Annotated in this window: 12 protein-coding genes; 2 read left to right on the top strand and 10 right to left on the bottom strand. The window is 38.6% G+C overall.

Going from position 1 to position 19,584, the window contains the following annotated elements; all coding sequences use genetic code 11:
• Window positions 1-318: 318 nt before the first annotated feature.
• From ACOQON_RS03335 to ACOQON_RS03315, 5 genes are read right to left on the bottom strand one after another with little or no spacing between them, the layout of a single operon-like run.
• Window positions 319-1,455 (bottom strand): Wadjet anti-phage system protein JetD domain-containing protein, encoded by a 1,137-nt coding sequence (locus ACOQON_RS03335; protein ID WP_420577504.1) that lies wholly within the window; start codon window positions 1,453-1,455, stop codon window positions 319-321.
• Between the two features lie 2 nt (window positions 1,456-1,457).
• Window positions 1,458-4,868: an ATP-binding protein gene (locus tag ACOQON_RS03330; protein WP_420577503.1), complete on the bottom strand. Its 3,411-nt coding sequence runs from the start codon at window positions 4,866-4,868 to the stop codon at window positions 1,458-1,460.
• On the bottom strand, window positions 4,849-5,439 hold the full coding sequence (locus ACOQON_RS03325; RefSeq protein ID WP_420577502.1) for a DUF4194 domain-containing protein: 591 nt from the start codon (window positions 5,437-5,439) through the stop codon (window positions 4,849-4,851). The genes ACOQON_RS03330 and ACOQON_RS03325 overlap by 20 nt, the downstream gene beginning before the upstream one ends.
• 2 nt (window positions 5,440-5,441) lie before the next feature.
• The gene (locus ACOQON_RS03320) at window positions 5,442-6,923 is read right to left on the bottom strand and encodes a DUF3375 domain-containing protein (protein ID WP_420577501.1); all 1,482 of its coding nucleotides are present in this window, start codon (window positions 6,921-6,923) and stop codon (window positions 5,442-5,444) included.
• A 54-nt stretch (window positions 6,924-6,977) separates the two neighbouring features.
• Window positions 6,978-7,982 (bottom strand): helix-turn-helix transcriptional regulator, encoded by a 1,005-nt coding sequence (locus tag ACOQON_RS03315; RefSeq protein WP_420577500.1) that lies wholly within the window; start codon window positions 7,980-7,982, stop codon window positions 6,978-6,980.
• Window positions 7,983-8,240: 258 nt separating this feature from the next.
• Between ACOQON_RS03315 and rmuC the strand changes: the two genes are divergently transcribed.
• Window positions 8,241-9,521 carry a DNA recombination protein RmuC gene (gene rmuC, locus ACOQON_RS03310; RefSeq protein WP_420577499.1) on the top strand — a complete coding sequence of 427 codons (1,281 nt, stop codon included), beginning with the start codon at window positions 8,241-8,243 and terminating at the stop codon, window positions 9,519-9,521.
• 32 nt (window positions 9,522-9,553) lie between these two features.
• Complete coding sequence (locus ACOQON_RS03305) at window positions 9,554-11,500, top strand: DUF2779 domain-containing protein (RefSeq protein WP_420577498.1); 1,947 nt, start codon at window positions 9,554-9,556, stop codon at window positions 11,498-11,500.
• A gap of 76 nt (window positions 11,501-11,576) precedes the next feature.
• Here ACOQON_RS03305 and ACOQON_RS03300 read toward each other — a convergent pair whose 3' ends face one another.
• The 5 genes from ACOQON_RS03300 to ACOQON_RS03280 all read right to left on the bottom strand — a co-directional run bounded on the left by ACOQON_RS03300 (window position 11,577) and on the right by ACOQON_RS03280 (window position 19,574).
• Window positions 11,577-14,447, bottom strand: coding sequence for a type III restriction-modification system endonuclease (locus ACOQON_RS03300; RefSeq protein WP_420577497.1), 2,871 nt, complete (start codon window positions 14,445-14,447; stop codon window positions 11,577-11,579).
• Window positions 14,448-14,449: 2 nt separating this feature from the next.
• Entirely contained in the window at window positions 14,450-16,471 is a 2,022-nt protein-coding gene (locus ACOQON_RS03295) for a site-specific DNA-methyltransferase (protein ID WP_420577496.1), read from the bottom strand.
• Between the two features lie 123 nt (window positions 16,472-16,594).
• On the bottom strand, window positions 16,595-18,430 hold the full coding sequence (locus ACOQON_RS03290) for a hypothetical protein (RefSeq protein WP_420577495.1): 1,836 nt from the start codon (window positions 18,428-18,430) through the stop codon (window positions 16,595-16,597).
• 107 nt (window positions 18,431-18,537) lie between these two features.
• Window positions 18,538-19,179: an ATPase gene (locus tag ACOQON_RS03285; RefSeq protein ID WP_420577494.1), complete on the bottom strand. Its 642-nt coding sequence runs from the start codon at window positions 19,177-19,179 to the stop codon at window positions 18,538-18,540.
• Complete coding sequence (locus ACOQON_RS03280) at window positions 19,176-19,574, bottom strand: hypothetical protein (RefSeq protein WP_420577493.1); 399 nt, start codon at window positions 19,572-19,574, stop codon at window positions 19,176-19,178. Before ACOQON_RS03280 ends, ACOQON_RS03285 begins: the two co-directional genes overlap by 4 nt.
• Window positions 19,575-19,584 lie beyond the last annotated feature (10 nt).

Raw genomic sequence — 19,584 nt, 5'->3', positions numbered from 1 at the left:
AGGCGAGCACAAACACAGGCAGTGGCCGGACGAGTGGTGGCCGCAATGAAATAAAGTGACTGAAGGAGCGAAATGGAATGAGGCGGCCATGAGGACGGAAAGAACTGCCGTGAGGAAGAAGGCAGGCAAGGCAGCCTACATGACAGGTGGCGATAGCCCACTATGAAATAGCTTGAGGCTCTAGGAACTAGTGCCGATAGCCTGGCATGAGGGATGCAAGCCAACTGATGACGAACGCCGCTTTACCTGCTCCTTAACATTTAAACAGTATTCGAAAAGAAGGATGAATCAAACTTTAGATCACTATAAAGTATTGAATCAAATACAATTTACTGTATCATCTATATGCCACTGTGGAATTCTTTCCTGCTCCAATCTCAGATTATTCGAGGACAAATACTGATAGACATTACTTTCAGCTACTGATAAATTCTGAAGATGTTCCACCTTACTTGGCGTTCCAGGAACAATGAATTCCTTATATGATTCTAAAAGGGCTTTGTCCATTAAAAGAGAGGTTGTCTGGGGAAAGTAAAATCTAATTTGAGACAACATTTGAAATCCCTGAACATCCAAATCACTCCAATAATAAATCTCTTTCTCCTTTAACCACCGAACCTGTTTTAAGTGCTCAATGGCAAACCCCTTTCCCCAAACCGCAATCCCTTCGGATAAGTGAGGGAACGTTAGGAAATTAAGTAGATTTTCAATGATTACAACTTTCTTACAATTGACAGTAGTTTGAGTGAATTGATCAAGTGGGACGCTTAAATCTTCATATCTAAATTCATCAGATAGAAAAGAATCTAAAAAGCGAAATCTAATTGTTGGTTGGGCATATTTTAGATAAAACCTTTTTTCAAATACCGATTCATTTCCATCGATGCGATCGGGGATCAAAACATCGAGTAAACTCTTAAGAATAGGCTTATTTTCTTCAATGAATTTGGTATGTACATCAATAGGGAGTTCACGTAGGTAGAATTTGTTAGGCTCAAACTGATTCAAAAACCATTTACAAACTTTCAAGAGGTCTGGCCATTTACCTGAGTTCAGGATTACTTGCTTTGGATTTTGGACAAGCCATTTTTCAAGGGCCGGAATTTGACGTTTTATAAGATCAAAATTCTCTGACAGTTTTCGAAATTCCTTTTCCTTATTCAAGAATTTGAGATAATCCGAAAGTGTTTCAAATTCTATAGATTTTGGAATATCCTGTGAACCATGATGACGGGTTTTTGTGAGCTCAGAAACTACAGTGTACCCGAATCCATTTCTGTCTTTCGAGGCACTAAAAACCTCAGCAATCTCTGCACTCATTCTATTAAAATCCTTTGATAGTCCTTTGTTGGAACGAATGATCAAAGGGAAAGAGTTCTCACCCTTTAATGTGGATTGAAGAATATCAAAGTATTTTCTTTCTGCCTTTTTACGAATTTCCTCTGCAGTAATCATGACTATACAGCTGATTGTAAAAAATGTTCGCGCTGTTCCTGAAGCTGCTTTATAGGCATGTCATATACAACAGAGTGACGGTTATCTTTTCTTTGGACAAAGTGAACTCTAGCAATGTAAGGTTCTACAATGGCCACTTCCTCAGCTTTCGCCGGTGATACTACCATCACTTGCAAGTGAAGTTGCTTGCAAAGCTCCATTAGGAACTGTGCTTTTTCATCGTCTTGCTTACTGAAAGCCTCGTCCACACAAATGAACCGAAATGAATTTGTGTTTAGTCCTTCACTGTGTATCCCGAATTGATAAGCTATTGCCGATCCAAGAATAGTATAAGTTAATTGGGCTCCTTCTCCTCCTGAAAGTTTAGCTGTCCCCGTGTAGCTCCGGAAAATCTTAGATGGATCCTCCTGATGATGCTCAACAGCTTTGAATTTTAGCCAATTTCGAACATCCAGAACCTCCTTTCTACGGTTTTCATCTTCCGTTAAATCATCTAATAAAGCCTTAATCTTATTGAAACTTTCTTCAAGAATTCTATCATCCTTTGTTCTTTCAAATTCTGTGATATTTGGCTTCCACTCATTCAGCCGAATCCTGAAATCTTTGACTTTAGGTGAGTAGTCTTTTTCAACATGAAGTTTTATGAAAGTGGGTGGATTACTCTTGAAGTTAATTTTTTCAAGCGATTTATTCAGCGTCTCAATATTTTCCTCAATATCCTCCTCCTGTCTTTCCAACCAGGTCTGAAAATCAGACATTTTGGTTATCATTTCCTCATTGAGATACTGCTTAAATTTTTGCTTGTACTCTGCCAATTCCTCCTTTTCTATTCGATCAAGAAGAGTAACATATTCTTCAATGAATTCAGCGCTTTCGCTCAATCTGTGTGTTTCAGAATTCCAATCAGTAAACTTTTCGAGAATCACTATGTCAGGATTCTTAAAATTTCTCATTAGATATTCCGCTTCACTTTCATTTTTACGGATCTTGTCTTTGAGATCTTCGATACTCCTATTCATTTCCGTAAGAATCCTTGATCTTGTTCTATCTATGGTTTCAATATCATACTCAGCTTCAGATAAAAAAGTATTCTCAAAATCAAGCAACCTTTCACCTGCTTCTACATGATCATATTGTTTGATTGTTTCCTCTGATTCCCTGAGCTTCTGTTGCTGAATACCCAGTTGTGATTCGATGTTATTAATTTCTTTCTCCAAATTTTTTATCTGCTCTTGCTTGGACCTGAGGGTTTGAAGAATCTCTTCCCTTTGCCTTTTTAGAGTTGTAACCCTGTCATTAGTTTTTTCAAGCTCATTAATCTTCTTTTGGTTTTCCTGAATATGAGCTGACAATGACCACCAGTCTATTTTCTTAAATGCTTTGAATTCAATGAAGCGCGTAAGATTTTCTACTTCCTTTCGAATTCTCGACTGATGTGCTTTTGTAGACTTAAGTCTATTTTCTGTAGTATTTATTTTGTCATTCAGATGTGCTGCTTCCTCTTTTAAGACTGAAATTTTTTCTTTGTTGTCCCATCCGAGAACATATTGTTGCCGAGAACGAACGTGTGGCCTATCATCTTTTTCATGACGATTGGCATTTTTCGAAAGTCCCTCTTTCGTTATCGCCTTCTCGGCTAATCTAAATTCTTCAAGGTTGTTAACGCACAGAAAGTTGAATCTGGAAATGATCTCGCTCTTTACCCATTCAGTATATTCTGACTTTTTAAAGTCAAGTTTGTTAACCAGTTCTTCATCATTCTGATGGAGAAAAATCTGAGGCACAACCTCTTTCTTATTGAATTTGTGATAGGTAATCCTACCATTCAGATCATTTTTATTCACGTATTGATTAACTGACTGATAGTATTCTTCCGGAACAATTAAATGAAGAGCGAAATTGTGAAGTAATCTTTCTATAGCCGGCTCCCAATCCCTAGCTTCTTCACGTACTTTAATGAGCTCACCAACAAAAGGGATTTCTTTTTCAGTTGCTCCAATTGACTGGAGAATTTCACTTCTTATTCTAGCTGAATGACCTGTGATGTTGTTCTTTTGTGATCTTAAGACACTTAATTCATTAGAGAGATTGTCAAATTTGACCTTCTGAAGGTCCAGCTCTTTACGAGTTTGAAAGATTTCCTCTTCGGTCTGATCTAATACTTCCAAAGATTTTCGTTTCTTATCAACTGCGTTTTTTCTCTGCTCTTCAAATAACTCAGTTGATTGAGGATTGAGCTGAAATTCGAGATCCTCCGCTAGTTTGTTATAAATGGACAATTCCTTTTCCCTGTCTGATTTGTCCTGTTCAAATCTCTTATTATCCTTTTCTAAGTCCCGTATTTGCCGACCCACTTCATCAGATTCAATCTGAACGTCAAGTTTAACTCTATTTTCGTCTAATTCGCCAACCTCAATTTCTAGTGAATGCAACTTCTCCTCATCACCACTCTTTCTTTCGTTCATAGAGCTCACAAATTCTTCAATCAATACAGAATGCCTTTTTGCAAACCATAATGGTGCAATCTGTTTATGATTTTCCTTATTAAGTAAATCTGTTTTTAGATTAGTTAAAATCAATGCCTTCTCCCTTATAGGAGATAGAAGTTCAATTTGTTTATGGGCTTTTTCAATTGCTCTATGAGCATCATTCAGCGTTTTGAAATAGGTTTTTATTTTTTGAAATTCAGTCTCAGAATCACGTTCTTCCAGCATTTGCAAACGAACAAACTCATCCAGGTTGCCCAACACTTTAAGGCCGATAGTTTTATTGAAAAGGGTTTGAGCCTTTTCCGATCTCATTCCAAATACTTTTCGCATCATACGACCATAGTCACCGGGACCATCAAAGAATGACAGCACCTCCTTATTCCCTTGTTTTGGGTATTTCTTCTTCAACCGTTTCTTCCATTCTCCGCCATTATCAAAGGGCATGAAATCATCATCAATGGAAAGTTTCCTGAAGGCAATGATGAAAGATCGTTTTAGATCACTACCAGAGAACCAGCGAGCTTGAGCCAGGGTTATAAATTGAGATTCATTTTGAAAGACAGCCATCAGCACTGATTGTGCTCTTTGCTTTTCACCTCTCAATTTCTTGACTTCTCGAACATTAGTATCTGTATCTTCAGTCTCACCAAACTCTCCTAGCAAATATGTTTCTTCAGTTCGTTCCCCTTTTTCACCCGCCGTTTGATTATATGCTCGAGCTCTTCGCTCAGGTAATAGAAGTGTTAAAAGTCCATCAACCAATGTCGTTTTACCAGAACCATTACCTCCTGTGAGAAGGGATGTTTCTCCTCCTGGTTCAATTGACCAAATCTTTTGATCAAATGTCCCCCAATTCCAAATCTCAAAAGTGTGTAATCGAAATCCAGACTGACTGGGTTTTGTACTAAACAGACTCAAGCTCATCTTCCAATTGTTGTTTAAACTTTGCTAATTCGTCCGTGGTAATACGTGCTTTGAGAATTCGCTTCACCTCATACCTATAGTCATCAGTTAACGCTGCATCCTTATTTACAAGCTTCAAAAACCCCATTTCTACACATTGGTCGAAGTGGCGATTGAGTTCTTTGATAAACTTTAACTCGTTCGTTTTTTCTTTAAAGAACATTTCCATCCTCTCCCTGAATTCTTTAGGAGTAATGTACAAATTGGTTGATTCTAAATCATTTGATTCAAACTCCAAAAGCCAATCACGAAGAAGAACGCACACCAATGTGAGATCATAGGTCAATGGCATTCTTCTAACTAAACCTATGGTGCTACCAGATTCATCTAACTCTATTTGCTTCAAATAAGCATAGCCATCACGTTTATCGATGACCACTTCTAGCGCAATCTTTTCAAAGTACTTGGTTAATTCAACTTGATATTGAATTACCTCTTCCCAGATTTCTTGTTGGTCTTCAAAAACGGGTCCCATTAAAAGCTTGATGGCTGATTTGGCATAGGGAGCGATATTTATGTTTTGCTGTTCCATACTTATTTCGCGAATATTATTTGTGGGAGGTCTAGATATTTTTCTTCATTGGAATTAAACCGAATGGTCTCCCGAACTTTCTCATTAATGAAGAATTTCTTGTTGGCATTGACTAGAGTAACGTAAGCAAGTAATTCAGCGAGTCCTTTATCAAGACCTTTTTCATTTACCACCTCCTGAAGTGAAACTTGTGAACGAGAAAGAAGCAAATCATCGATATTACTCAGCAATTGATGCTTATCGATTAAGTCAGAACTATATATTTTCGATAAATCCTCGAGATCCTCAATGTTAATAAGGGCTTGTTCTGCTGAAGCGACAACCGAACTAGTTTCCGGCTTTTCACCAAGCTTTCTCTCCATAGGTAGATAAATCTCTGGATTACCCTGGATTTCCAGAGCAAAGTCAATAGAGGGAACTTGATCAACGAGTTGAATGGCCAAATGCCTAATTGTAGAAATTAACTCCTTTACTTTCCTGGATTCCAATTGTTCTTTTGCCACTATTTCCCTGCTAAGCTTATCAGCCAAAACATTGTTCTTATCTAGAACTTTACGTGCCGCCTGATGAAGAAGAATTTTTAATTTTCTTAATGAGCGTGAATGTGTTTTAATGTTTCTATCCTCAAGAACGTTGTAGACTTCTTTGGTCAATTTTTGAAAATCAGACTGGCTTGCATCGTCCAACATGAATTGCCAAAATGCATAAAAGCTTTTGCCTTGATCAGTATCACGAAGTGCATAAAGCGCGTCAAAGGTTTCAGCTATCAGTTTTCCTTTTGTTAGATCTGTTTGTTGTTGCTTCTCATATATCTTTCGGGTGATCTCTTTAAAATTATCCTCCACCTCTTTAAAATCTCCAATCAGTTCGTTTGCTAGTCGATTCACTTCATCGTATCGAGATTTTATCTGGTAATCTTCATATGTTCTTACAAAGCCATCAATTTTGATTTTCCGAATTTCCTCATCTATTGCCTTCTTACTTTTCTCAAGCTCTGCCAGCCGTTTTTCTTTATCCGGATTAGCATTGTCAATAATGTTTTTGAGTTTAGTGAAAATGTCCTTGAATTTGGATTCAGTGCCAACAAACTCTCTTTCTTTCAGAAGCTCAAAAACCTGAAATGTTTTCTCAACATGTTTGGATAGAAAAACAAATGGTTCCTTTTTGTCTTCATCCATCATGTTTCTGAGATAGTGATCATCTATCCAACGATCTATGTATAGCTTGGATTTGTCCTCAAAGTCTAATATCAGCCGGTCGGTTTCAATTTCCTCATCCTCATCCTGGTACTGGATTTCTTCTAGAAAGTCTGCTAGTTTTTGTATTAGGAGTTGGTAGGGAATTGATATTTGTTCATTTTGTTTGTACTCCCTATATAAAAAGCTGACAATTAAAGGCAGGTTTCGAGTTCGCAATAGCTTTAGCGGCACTGCTGTATCGACCAATGATTTAACTTTTAATATGGACGTGAGAGATTCAATCATTCGAACTTCTTAATTGACTATAAATTTCATACCACTTTGTTCAGCTAAAGTGAACTACTCATACTGCGCAATGGCTTTATTATATGTTTTCTGAATTTTTTTCCTAAAAAACGCTGGCTCCAACACCTCCACGTGATCCTTGTAGGAGAATAAGTGATTCTCTAATTCGGGGTTTGGTATAACATCTATTTGAATTATCAGACAACCATCAGATTCACGACTGATCACTTTTTGGGAGCCATGAACAGGTTTTGTAGTGATGTAATTGGACATGAAGGCTGAAAACTTCAATTTGATTTTAACAGACTCAACATCCTTCTCTTTTCGAATGCCAATTAAATCTTCAAAATGAGCGACAAAATCAAATTGCTTATTCTCGATGAATTCTTCATTTCTTAGAATCAATATCTCATTAATTCGATCTACGCTTAACGTGATCAAGTCATCTCTCTTTGGAAAGTATCCCAGAACGTACCAGCGATTATCGTATTCCTTCAAGTGATAGGGATGGACGATGTGCTTCTTCTCTTCATCTCCATCAAAGGTTAAGTATTTGATTTCCAGTACTTGATGGTTATTGATTGCATGGAAAATTGGACCAATGAACTCTTTTCCCTTTAGGAATTCGTTGGATTCAAAGCTGATTACATTCGGATCACCCACCTCTTGAAAGGTTCCTAGTTCCAATTTCGATGTAACTTCATCTATCCACTCAAATCCCGGAACCCCAGAAAATCTTGAAAGAATTAGTGCCGCATCTTTTAGGTGCTCTATCTCCTCTTGATTCAGTGGTTGATTTGAAAATGAATACTCAGGATCTGAGTATTTGTAAAAGACTCTATTTCCATCCCGATACTTCTCGATTGGAGCGTTGAACTCTAACTCCATATCTTTTAGATCACTGTATAAGGTAGTCTTGCCTATAGGCTGGAGATTACGATACGCTAAATCATTATTCACCTCCTCTATCAACTCCTCATAGCCGTACCTCCTACCTGTATTGGTAAGGCATCTATCGATTGCTCGATAGCGTATTAAAGGCTTTTTATTTTCAGGCATACCTGTAAGTTACTGAATTTCACAAGTTGTTCACAAACACTGAACAACCCACATTTAGCCTTGCTACATCAAAATAATTACCTGTCTCTAGGTGTTCCATTTGATCCTATCCAGGTAAACCACCCATTTAGACAAAGGCCGATTCTCAAGGAGTTTCGGTCTTTTTTTTTTGTTTTTTCAGGTTGTTCAGCATCACTGAACAGGTACCATAAACATTTGTATCATCAATAATTGTCTAAATGTTTAAAGGATAAGAAAATGGAAATTTTAATTACATCTATCGTGTATCTGGTGATCATTGGATTGCTGGTGGCTTACTATCGAAGTAAGCTTGGAAAAATGCTGACTGTAGATTCAGTAGCTAATGAGTATATCAGAAAAGATATTCATGAACTTATGGTTGCAGAACGTGACCAGAAAGATAACGAGGTAATAAAGGCTAAATCTGAAAGTGCTATTCTAGCCACAAAGCTCGAAAATGAAATGAAGAACCTTGAGGAAGAGAAGAAGCGGCTTAAAGAACTGGAAAAAGATATCCTTTCAAAGTTTGAAGCGATGGCATCCAAGATTGCCAGAACAAATGCCGATCATTTTAAAAAGGATTCATCCGAACAACTGGATCAAATTCTTAAGCCCTTGAATCAATCCATCGAGAAGATTGAGAAGCAGATTAAGGAAACCAATGAGAGTAGAATAAAGGAGACAACCGAGCTCCGAGGTGAACTAAAGCAGCTTGGGAAGTTGAACCATGAGCTTCAAATGGAGGCCAGTAACCTTACCAAAGCCTTAACAATGAATCCAAAACATCAGGGTAACTGGGGAGAGAAGATACTTGAAACCCTTCTTGAAAAGGCTGGTCTTATTAAGAACCTTCACTATGAACGAGAAGTGAGTGGGGTGACCGATGAGCAGCGACTAAGAGCAGATGTGATCATTCACCTACCGGAAGAACGTCAGCTAGTCATTGACTCCAAGGTTTCTTTGAATGCCTATACCCGATTCTGCTCAGCAGAAGGAAATGAGGCAAAAGAACACCTCAAGGAGCATGTACGAAATCTAAAGAACCATATTGACAAGCTGTCTAAAAAGCGATACGAAGATCTGTATCAGATCAACTGCCCGGATATGATCCTAATGTTCTTACCAATTGAAGGAAGTTTAGTTGCAGCTGTCCAAGCTGATCCGGATTTATTCCAGTATGCGATTGAGCGCAATGTAATGATTACCACTTCGACTACATTGTTTGTCTCGTTGAAAATAGTCTCCGACCTATGGCAAAGAAATAAGCAATTTGAGAATGCTGAAATCATTGCTGAGGAGGCTGGCAAACTTCATGGGCTAGTCATGAAATTTCTTGAGGATATGCATAATTTGAAAAAGAACCTTGACAATGCGCAGGGTGCTTATGATAGCGCCTATAAGCGACTTTCAACTGGAAGAAACAATGTGGTTCGGGTGGCTACACGCATTGAAGACTTAGGTGCCAAGGTAAAGCCCGGAGCAGATAGTAAAGAGCTTCTAAAGAAAATGGCAAGCTAAGAATTAAGTAAATTGGTATAAAACGTATCATTATGAAACCAAGATATCTGACAAAGTCACGGTTTAAGCTAGCAATGGAATGTCCTACCAAACTCTTCTACACTGCCAAGAAAGATGAATATGGGGACAATTCAGACGCAGACGATTTCTTGATAGCTCTAGCCAAGGGAGGATACCAGGTGGGAGAACTGGCTAAGTGCTACTACCCGGGTGGACATGATATTGAAACGCTGGATTATGAGGAGGCGCTGACGCAAACTGATGAGTTGCTGAAAGGAGAGAATGTAATCATTTATGAAGCTGCCATTCGCTACCAAAATCTATTTGTAAGGATAGATGTCCTGGTCAAAAAAGGAAACTATGTGAAGCTGATTGAGGTGAAATCCAAGTCCTTTAGATCGGTGGATGAGTTTTACACCAAGACTGGTATTAAGTCAAACTGGAAACCCTACCTCTACGATGTAGCCTTTCAGAAATACGTGCTTACCAAAGCTTATCCTGAATTCAGTGTTGAAGGTATGATCATGCTTGCTGATAAAACGGTGAATGCATCCGTGGATGGGTTGTACCAAAAGTTTCTCATTCATGAAAATGAGAAAGGACGAGTATCGGTAATAGCTAAGGACACTGCTGATCTTGGTGATCCCATTTTAAGGGCTGAGAATGTGGATGATGCGATTGATAAAATTTGGAATGGCAAAGAAACGCTCGGTGATGAAGAGCTTTCATTTCCTGAATTTGTTCAAGCTCTTTCTGATGCTTATTCGTCAGATCAAAAGCTTGAAGTGGGTGTTTCGGCTGCTTGTAAAGCCTGTCAGTTCCAATCTGTAAATGGGCTCAAAAGTGGGTTTTTGGAATGCTGGACATCTATGACACCACATTCAGAAGATAAGTTGAAGGAGCCGCTGGTGACAGATATTTGGTATGGACCAACAGCCAAACTGCTCAAAGAAGGCATATATCTGCAAAGTGAGGTTGATCCTGAGACGTTAGGCAAGGTTAGTGAAACCACTAAGGCTGGATTACAACGTGCAGAACGTCAACGGTTGCAAGTCGAAAAGTCAAGAGATAAAGATGACACGATCTATTTGGATAAAGAGGGACTGGCCTTTGAAATGTCTCAGGTGACATATCCTCTTCACATGATCGATTTTGAAACTACTAAAGTCCCTATCCCCTTTCACAAAGGAACCAGACCGTATGAGGAACATGCCTTCCAATTCTCTCATCACGTCATAAGAGAAGATGGATCTGTACGACATGAAACTCAATGGATAAACGAAGTGCCTGGTAGGTTCCCAAATTTTGAATTTGTACGTGTATTACGAGATGCTTTATCAAATGATAATGGATCAGTATTTCGATATTCTCATCATGAGAACACTGTTCTCAATGCAATCAGAAGTCAGTTAGTTGTTTCTGATGAGCCGGATAGTGATCGATTGATTTCATTCATAGATTCAATAACTCACCGAACAGAAGGCAAAGGTAAAGAAGCGGTAGAGTATGTAGGTAAAAGGGATATGATTGACCTCTGTGATTGGGTGCAGCGATTCTATTATGATCCCAGAACCAATGGCTCTAATTCACTTAAAGCCATACTTCCCTCTATACTGGATCGAAGTTCATTGCTACAAGAGAAGTATTCAAAACCAGTTTATGGTAATCAGATACCAAGTCTGAATTTCAAGGATCATATCTGGCTGCAAAGAGATGGAGACTCAATAGTGAGTCCATACAAGCAATTGCCTAAACTCTGGGAGAAGCATGACCGGGATGAAGTGGATCGATTGATCAATCCCACTGATGAGCTAGAAGATGGTGGAGCTGCAATGACGGCATATAATTACATGCAGTTTGATGAAATGAGTGACGAGGAAAGAAGAGTGACGATCTCGGCACTATACCATTACTGCGAACTGGATACCCTGGCCATGGTCATGCTTTGGGAAGGATTTGAAGATCTAATAAAAAATTAAAGAGGCAAAGAAATAAGCCCGAACCACTCTTGAGTTGGGTTGGGCTTGCGGTCTCAAATGACCGATGCAAAGATGGTCAAGCTTCACTAATCTCTTTGATCAAATCCACAATCTTGGTATTACTGAATTGAGTCTTAAAATCAATCTTCACTGTTCCTTTGAAGAACTTCTCGGCATGTTTGATTTTCTGTTTCTCTTCCTCGCGGAGAATTTCATCCCCCTTCACATTCTTAGACTCAACAATAAAATGAAGTTTCTTTTTCCCTGATGTACTCTCTAAAACATAGGCAAAATCTGGTGAATAGCTTCGACCACCTGCAACTGGAATCTTAATAGAGTTTTTAGGGATTTTGGTGAAAACGATCACCTCCTTAATTTCTTCTTGAATATTCTTCTTTTCTAAAGGCGAATCATAGTAAAGTTCATCAAGGAAATAACTTTTGGCAACAGGTTTACTGTCATACAAAACACCCACATCTGCCGACTGAATTTCACTCAAAGCCACACCTTTATCATCAGTGAACTTGGTCGGATGGATGCTATTAGTAACACTCCTATATTCAATACTGAATTTATCAAATGCCTGATACATCAAGTAATCATTAAAGTTTTGCTTAATGATCCGAACAGTCGATGAATTTAGAAACTCGTTGATGTTCAGGTTTGCATCGAGTAATGATTGATGGATGGTCTTGATATTGATACTAAGAGAAACGGATAACTCCTTTAGGAAATCACTGTATTTCATGGTAGAAATAGGGGTAATTTCATTATCCAAAATTGAGATTTCATCTGTTGCAATAGCTTCATTATTCTTCATTTCAATGCGTGACTCTCGCTCTCTTAATCCCTCAATTGTGAAGTTGTTCTTTTGATCATTGAAGAATGAGGTAAGCAAAGCATGAAACTCTTTCTCACCTTTAAACTTGTACTCCAAGATAACCTTCTCATTTAGCTTCTCCCACAAGTCTTTCAGCTCTTTGTACTTTTCAGTTCGAATGGTGACTTGCTTTTTGGAATCAGATGCTTTTCGTACTTTTCCAGACCCCACTCCTTCAAATATGAGTGGATAATTCTCCTTGATATAGGCAAACCCACCTTCTTTGAATGCATTCGTTCGTGTGATTACGTTTTCATTATCAAGCGTATCAAATAAATCTTCTTCGCTCGTCTCATAAACCTCACAAATCTTCTTGATCATTTCCTCAGAAAGCTTCTCTGGTTGAGCTTCAATTGAAATGGCGTTAGATTTTTCATTGATTTCGTTGACTAGGCTATCCACAAAATCACTCTCAGTGAAATCCACAAAATAATTCAGGTAGAACTGCTCATCTTTGACCCTATTACCGTATTCATTCACTGGCAAACGTAAACCTCTGCCTACTTCCTGAAGTTTAGAGATTTCACTACCGCTGCTTCTTAGTTTACAAATCTGAAAAACATTCGGATTGTCCCACCCCTCACGCAATGTCCATTTAGAAAAGATGAACCGTCTAGGGTTTTCCAGTTCGAGCATGGCTTGCTTATCATGCAAAATCTCATTCACTTCCTGCTCTATCGCTTCATCTTTTGCTGTATTGTCCTTTGAGAAATATCCGGCGTGAGTTTTGGATACATCTTCCAAAGCTTTTTCCAGGTATGCTTTAAAGAATGCATCTTTCTCTTTCTTCAGCAAGGCTTTTATCTCACCTTCTACCAACTGTTCCAATGTCGATTTCAAGTAGCCATCTTCGTTACGGTATTCTTCTATGTTGTCTATGAAAAACAACGTGAGTGGCTTTATTTTCACTTCTCTGGTGATCAAATCCTTCTCCAGCTCAAAATGATGTTTTACCGCCTTTTGTATCATGAGCTCTTGCAGCGTCTGTGCAAAAGAGAAAGGGTTGATTTTATCTCCTTTTTTTAGCTCCAACCCATTGGAAAGAACCACCTTGCTTTTGTTCAGGTTTTCTATGACGAGGTTGGTCATTTCCCCATGTACCTTTTCCAGACTTTCTTTCTTAGTGAGCTTTACTGTCTTCTTCTTACCTTCTTCGGTAAGTTCAAAGCTCACCTCAGTACCATCCGTATTTGTCAGTTTTACAATGGCATTTTTACCACTTTCAAACTCAGTGATGTGACCGGTCACACCTTTCACTAGGTTTCGGTTGAAGGAGTCCACTGCAGAAAGTGTATAGACTAGGTTTTCATTCTCCTGAAACGTGGCTCCATAACGAAGAATGTATTGCGGCTTCATTCGCTGAATGTTCTCCCATGTTTTGTTAGCCTGGGCAAACTTATGAGGTTCGTCAATAATCATAAAGGGCTTAACAGCGGCGAGTCCATCAAAAGGAACTAAGTACTTATCAAATAGACCCTTATCAAAACTTTTCTGCATGGTATCGGAGTTGATCATCCCTGCGTTGATGATCAGTACCTGAATGCTGTTTTTTTCATAATCCCCTGATGTCACAAAACTATTGACTGCTGGAGGCATATAAGACTTTTTACTCTTACTACCTTTCTTGCTTTCAACAATGTGTAGCTTGAGCGTCTTATTATACTGTTCTCGAAAATGCTCCCTCGAACTTTCGGACTTTAGAAAATCAATTGTACCAGCTTTTATAGATAGCGTGGGCACGACTACTACAAACTTGAAAATACCAAAAAGCTTATTGAGCTCAAAGATGGTTTTGGTATAGGTGTAAGTTTTGCCAGTACCTGTTTCCATCATTATATCTATGATGGAGCTATTCCTTTTTATGGGATGTTTGATTCCATTGAGACCCTGAACCTTGAAGATGTTTTCTGCATATTGGTTTCCATCCAAATGTTCAATGGTTGGATTAATGCAATTCTTATCTACCCCCTCTGCCTTGGCTAGTGACAGATGCTCAAAGACTGCCACCGTGCTATCTACGGCTTGTGTTTGGTGATTGAGGTTTTTTTCAAAGTTAAATCCCTGCATCCCTAGTAGCGTATGATAAAGTCAATATCTATGTTCTTCTTGTTGGCGTAGGACTTAATGTTTTCGGCTATTTCTCGCAAGCTCTTACTCTCAAACTGATAGCCGAATGCAATGACTGAAGTAGGGTTGAACGTCTTGTCTGAATCGATCTTTTCCAATAAAGCTTTTAAATGATCAGTGTCAAATCCTTTATGCATGAGATACAGGTTTCCTTTGCAGTAATAGCCTTTGTACTCAGCCAAATCAGTTGCTTCAAGGTCTTCAGTGAGCGCTATTCCATCGTTCGTTTTCCATGTGACAAGAAGTGATTTCAGATCCTCCTCGGTGAGCTTACTTTCATCAAAAAGTTTGGTTTGCTTATCCTGCTCATCTGCTTCCAAGCCATAATCTTCCCAGATAGGCATGGTTTCAAAAATGCGAAAGCCCAAATCCTGATTTTTGAGACCTTCTATGTCCTGCTTGAGTTGTTCTATCTTGGCCGCTTTATCTTCCAGGTCAAGTTCGCCTTCCAGTTCTTTGATCTTCGTCTCTTTTTCAGTGACCTTTTCGGTAATGGCCTCATTCTTGACCTTTTTGGCGGCACGTATCAGGCGCTCCTTGGTAATCTCAAAGATGGTGGGCTTATCTATTTTCAGCTCCTCCTTCACAAAATCATAGGCTGCTTTGTCTTTCTTTTTATTCAAGACTTCTGGAAGTTGTGTAAGAATATACCTCCTAGTTCCTCCATCCTCAGCATTCAATCGCATAACAGCCTCTCCCGTTGAACCGGAACCTGCAAAAAAATCTAGGTAAATTCCATCTTTATCCTCTGATTCATTGAGAGTGAACGAGATAAAGTACTTAATAAGATTTGTAGGTTTCGGAAAGCCAAAAACGTTTTTCCCAAATAGTTCTTTAATTTCCTTAGAACCTTCCTGATTATAAGGTCCAATTAGTATTGATATTGGCTTCCCTTTCCGAATTTTACCATGTTCATCCTTAAGGTATTGCTTGACCCTAGGGTTATATGAATCCCCTGCAGGATTGAAAACAACTTCGTCGTTTTTAATTGCTTCTTCAACGCGATCTCTTGACCATATCCATTGTTTTTCTGGCCATATTTCTTTCCCATCGTAAATAATTGGGTATACCAAATTGGGACGATCATCCTTGCTCCCTGTAGCTAACGGTTGAGTTACATATCCTCCTCTTACAGAGAATTTATCATCCTTTTTATTGTATTTCTTAATACTATCCTCATCAAGTTCTGTTTCGATATTGACCGAACCTGCTTTAGAATAGCAAAGAAGATATTCGTGAATATTGGAAATCCCAGTAGTAGATGCTCCTGAATTATATTTATTCTTCCAAACTATATCCCCAACAAAATTCTCCTCTCCAAACACCTCATCACACAAAAGCCTCAATTGAGAATGTTCATTTTCATCTATGGAAATAAAAATCACACCCTCTTCTTTGAGCAACTGTCGTGCAATGTAGAGTCGAGGGTACATAAATGTGAGCCAAGCCGAATGTGAGTTGCTATTGCTCTGAGTGAAGTCCAGGATGCGCTTGGCTTTTTCTTCATCCACTCCGGCTAGTTGTTGCAGTTCTTTCACAGTGAATTTGCGGTCATCATTATAAACAAATCCATCACTACCCGTATTGTACGGCGGATCTATGTAGATCATTTTTACACTCTCATAGTAAGCATTTGATAAGTGCTTCAGCACTTCCAGGTTGTCTCCCTTTATGAGTAAGTTTTGGGAGTCCTTGTTTTCCGGCTTTTGGTTAAATGCTTCGTCTTCTTTCAGGAGGGTTTTCGCTTCATCACTTGCCAGCAGTCTTGCGTATGATTTTCCGAGCCAGTCAAGTCCATAGCTTTCTTTTGAGAAGTTCATTTCGCTTTCACTCAGCTCCTGCTTGAACTTCTCCAGATCAAACGCTCCGTTCTTATCGAAACAATGTCCAAAGTGCTTTTTCAGCACCTCCATGTTCTGGTTGGGGACTTTTATGTTATTGGTGATTTTCTGTTCGTCGGTCATTCGCTTTAAAGAAAACAGGTTAGCGTATTTAAGTCATGAAACGACCTCCACAATTCGCGTCACAACGAAAATGAAAATTAACTCTTCGTGTGGGGATATGGAAGGAAAGGGAATGAATACCTGTCAAGATTCCATAAATCTATCTTCTAACTTGTTCTCTTTGATATATGCCCAGTAATTCAATGGAACTTTAAGCATCGCTCTGATTCTATTTAGATAGCCTATTTCATGTTCCTTTAATTCAGCAGGGCCGACAATCACTAACTCCTTGATTTTGGCTGATTCATCAAGAAAAGCATATTCGAACAACTGACCTAGCGCCTGTCTGATGTTACTCAAACCGGAACTTGAGGTTTTAGCCTCGAATAATATTAATTCCTCTCCTTTCTTAATAGCCAAATCCACAATGGCACCTCCTACCCTTGTTTTCTCAGCTGATATATGTTCTTTGGAAAGGCCTCTTGCCTTGTGCAAGTAATCATATAAGTCATTGGTGATTTGAGAATGTGAACGCTTAACCTTCGTCTTTCCTCCAGATGTCTTTTTATCATATGAATCTGAAGTGCTCGCCTTACCAGGGATAAATAGTAAATCACAGGATTCATCAATTTCTTTATCTAGTTTATTGTTAAGATCATCATTGATACGATAGGCCTGGAAGCGATTGAACTCAGGTCCTCTTAAGTATGGAGCCGGGATCGGATTATTGAAAATAGTTACATTATCCCATTTGAACTTAATGTTTGGAATCAAATGATCTGATTTAAATGAATCCACATCTGCATTTACTGAATCAAGCTCTTCGATTGCTTCGTCCATGTATTTCTCAACTAGAGGAATCACAATCTTTTCTACCTCATCTGTTCCTTCAATAATGGATACATCTCTAATCTCTGCAACTAAATAGCGTCCTTGATCATTGGGATTGATCGAGTAAAGTACCAGTTCATCAATAGTTTCCGCTTTTTCAGACATATTGTTAACGCCTCTGACATATCCATAATGGAATTCATTCTTTTTATATCTGTGATTGAATAGCCATTCCTCATGGCCATATCCAAATTGATTTTCATAAGCAATGCTAGTATTCCCTTGATCTTTCTCTCTCCATTTATGACCGCTGGGCTTTTCCCAATTGTTTTCATTCCAGGTAAGACGCATGATGCGACGGTCATATTCATTGAAGAGTTGATCAGATAACTTCTGGTAGTTTGTTAATTGATTTTGAAAATACTTATGCGTTTGATTAATAAGCTTATCCCAGTCATAATTCTCTATTTCTTTCAATGGAATCTCTTGCCATTTGATTTGAAACTGATCTCTTATAGACCTGAAAAGCTTGTCTTTTTCTTTATTATTCGCAATGAAAAAATTGTCCGCGTGCATTCTATCCAACTTGTACACTAACTCTCCATTGCCATGAATTCCCACAGTAAAACAGATTAGATCATTCACCCTATTTTTTGGATATACTCTAAACCATGTGTAGTTCTTAATTCCTTGTTGCTTGCCGTGTCTCTTGTTCCAGTTTTTTCTGCCCTTTACTACCCATCCTTTAGACTCCAATCCTTTAGCCCATTTTCTAGATTTCTCCCATGGTACTTGATTCAGAAAATCAGCTATGTTCCAGTCAACTTTACTTCCAGGATCATAAATCTCCCTTTCAACCAGCTTTGAAAAAGAATGCAGCTCGGTCGTATTGAAGAAGTCAGTCCCTGTCTTCCGTACGATTGGGAAACCTAAATCAAGTAGTCTTGTTTGAGCCGTATTTGTAGTAATCGATCGCCGATCAATTGGACTGTCAAGTAACTCATAAGCCCGTGTAATCACCCGAGCTGGAGAGATATGCTGACCATGGAACCATACACCATATTCAGTATCCTGATAGTCGTTGCTTTCTACCAAATCGTCCAGAGAACGAAGTATTTGGTTAGGGGTTAAGTCTGATAAGTCTTTCATTGTTATTTGAGTTAGCTAACACGAAAGCACTTAGGGTAATGGTTAATACTTAAATCTACAAAAGAGATAATGGTTATTGGAATTATTCTTTGAAAATCACTTAACTGTTATCTTTTATCTCCGGATGAAGGGTCAAAAGGGATTACATTCATCATTTCTCTCAATCTACTCCGCACTCTACTTCCATACAATTTCTCAATTTCACCACTGTCAAGATTTGTTGTAATGTGGGTGAGCATCTTATGATTAATGAAATAGTCATATCGTGAGAGGAGGATCTCTGTCATTACATTACAATCATTCCCAAAATACTTTAGACTGTTTTCAACACCTAGGTCATCAAAGCAATAGTGTTTAGGAATCCATTCATCTGCTTTGAATTTGAATGACCGGTCGCTGAATTTCTCAATGACCTGGTAACCATTCTGGATAAAGTCATATGAAATCTTTCGAGTGGAGATCATCAAGTGCTGATCTTGATAAGGTCGAATGAATCTCATGATGTTCATGATCGAGGTTTTGCCGCAACCAATGGGACCCATGAGGAGGATTCCTTTTCTAAGATCCAGACCAAATTCCGTGGCATTTTTCTGGTCTTTAAAAAAGTAAACAAAAAGACGAAAGATGATCGGATAATCCTCCTCAAGGACTTTGAATTTCGGGCCGTAAATTTTTCGGCCGGTTTTTTCTAAAAAAGAGATACACTCCTGGAAGTGGAATACCTCTGATTCGAGTTCTGATATTGTCATAGTGGTTCATCATAATTTTTTTTCAAATTGGAATCATTGTTTACTTGTTTAGACTGTTTACTACTGTTTATATAAGGTCGCAATGCTGTTGCAGTGGTTGTATCAGTAGTTGTCTTGGTAGTTGTATCAAAAGTGAACATGTACACTTTGCTTCCTTTGATCGGATCATGTGAAGGAATGTATTCCAAATAGCCCCATCTGTCGAGCTCTTTAAGGCACTTGGCGTAAGTGTTATTTGAACCAATTTTTGAAAGCTTCATGAGCTCTGATCTTGCTACCGAAAGCGGATTTCTAAACCTGTTGGAATTCCAAATTTGAAAGAGTGCCAGGTACAAGCTGATGTGGCTAGGATAAAGCCTTTCATCCGCTTGTACTTTGGCAAACCATTTATTCATGTGATGGATG

The organism is Ekhidna sp. (genome assembly GCF_965221965.1).
Classification (GTDB): Bacteria; Bacteroidota; Bacteroidia; order Cytophagales; family Cyclobacteriaceae; genus Ekhidna.
This window is presented reverse-complemented; position numbering and strand designations above follow the sequence as displayed.

What these genes read in the sequence shown, in the direction of transcription:
- ACOQON_RS03335 (WP_420577504.1), bottom strand. Translation starts at nt 1,455, where the DNA reads ATGATTACTGCAGAGGAAATTCGTAAAAAGGCAGAAAGAAAATACTTT.
- ACOQON_RS03330 (WP_420577503.1), bottom strand. Translation starts at nt 4,868, where the DNA reads ATGAGCTTGAGTCTGTTTAGTACAAAACCCAGTCAGTCTGGATTTCGA.
- ACOQON_RS03325 (WP_420577502.1), bottom strand. Translation starts at nt 5,439, where the DNA reads ATGGAACAGCAAAACATAAATATCGCTCCCTATGCCAAATCAGCCATC.
- ACOQON_RS03320 (WP_420577501.1), bottom strand. Translation starts at nt 6,923, where the DNA reads ATGATTGAATCTCTCACGTCCATATTAAAAGTTAAATCATTGGTCGAT.
- ACOQON_RS03315 (WP_420577500.1), bottom strand. Translation starts at nt 7,982, where the DNA reads ATGCCTGAAAATAAAAAGCCTTTAATACGCTATCGAGCAATCGATAGA.
- rmuC (WP_420577499.1), top strand. Translation starts at nt 8,241, where the DNA reads ATGGAAATTTTAATTACATCTATCGTGTATCTGGTGATCATTGGATTG.
- ACOQON_RS03305 (WP_420577498.1), top strand. Translation starts at nt 9,554, where the DNA reads ATGAAACCAAGATATCTGACAAAGTCACGGTTTAAGCTAGCAATGGAA.
- ACOQON_RS03300 (WP_420577497.1), bottom strand. Translation starts at nt 14,447, where the DNA reads ATGCAGGGATTTAACTTTGAAAAAAACCTCAATCACCAAACACAAGCC.
- ACOQON_RS03295 (WP_420577496.1), bottom strand. Translation starts at nt 16,471, where the DNA reads ATGACCGACGAACAGAAAATCACCAATAACATAAAAGTCCCCAACCAG.
- ACOQON_RS03290 (WP_420577495.1), bottom strand. Translation starts at nt 18,430, where the DNA reads ATGAAAGACTTATCAGACTTAACCCCTAACCAAATACTTCGTTCTCTG.
- ACOQON_RS03285 (WP_420577494.1), bottom strand. Translation starts at nt 19,179, where the DNA reads ATGACAATATCAGAACTCGAATCAGAGGTATTCCACTTCCAGGAGTGT.
- ACOQON_RS03280 (WP_420577493.1), bottom strand. Translation starts at nt 19,574, where the DNA reads ATGAATAAATGGTTTGCCAAAGTACAAGCGGATGAAAGGCTTTATCCT.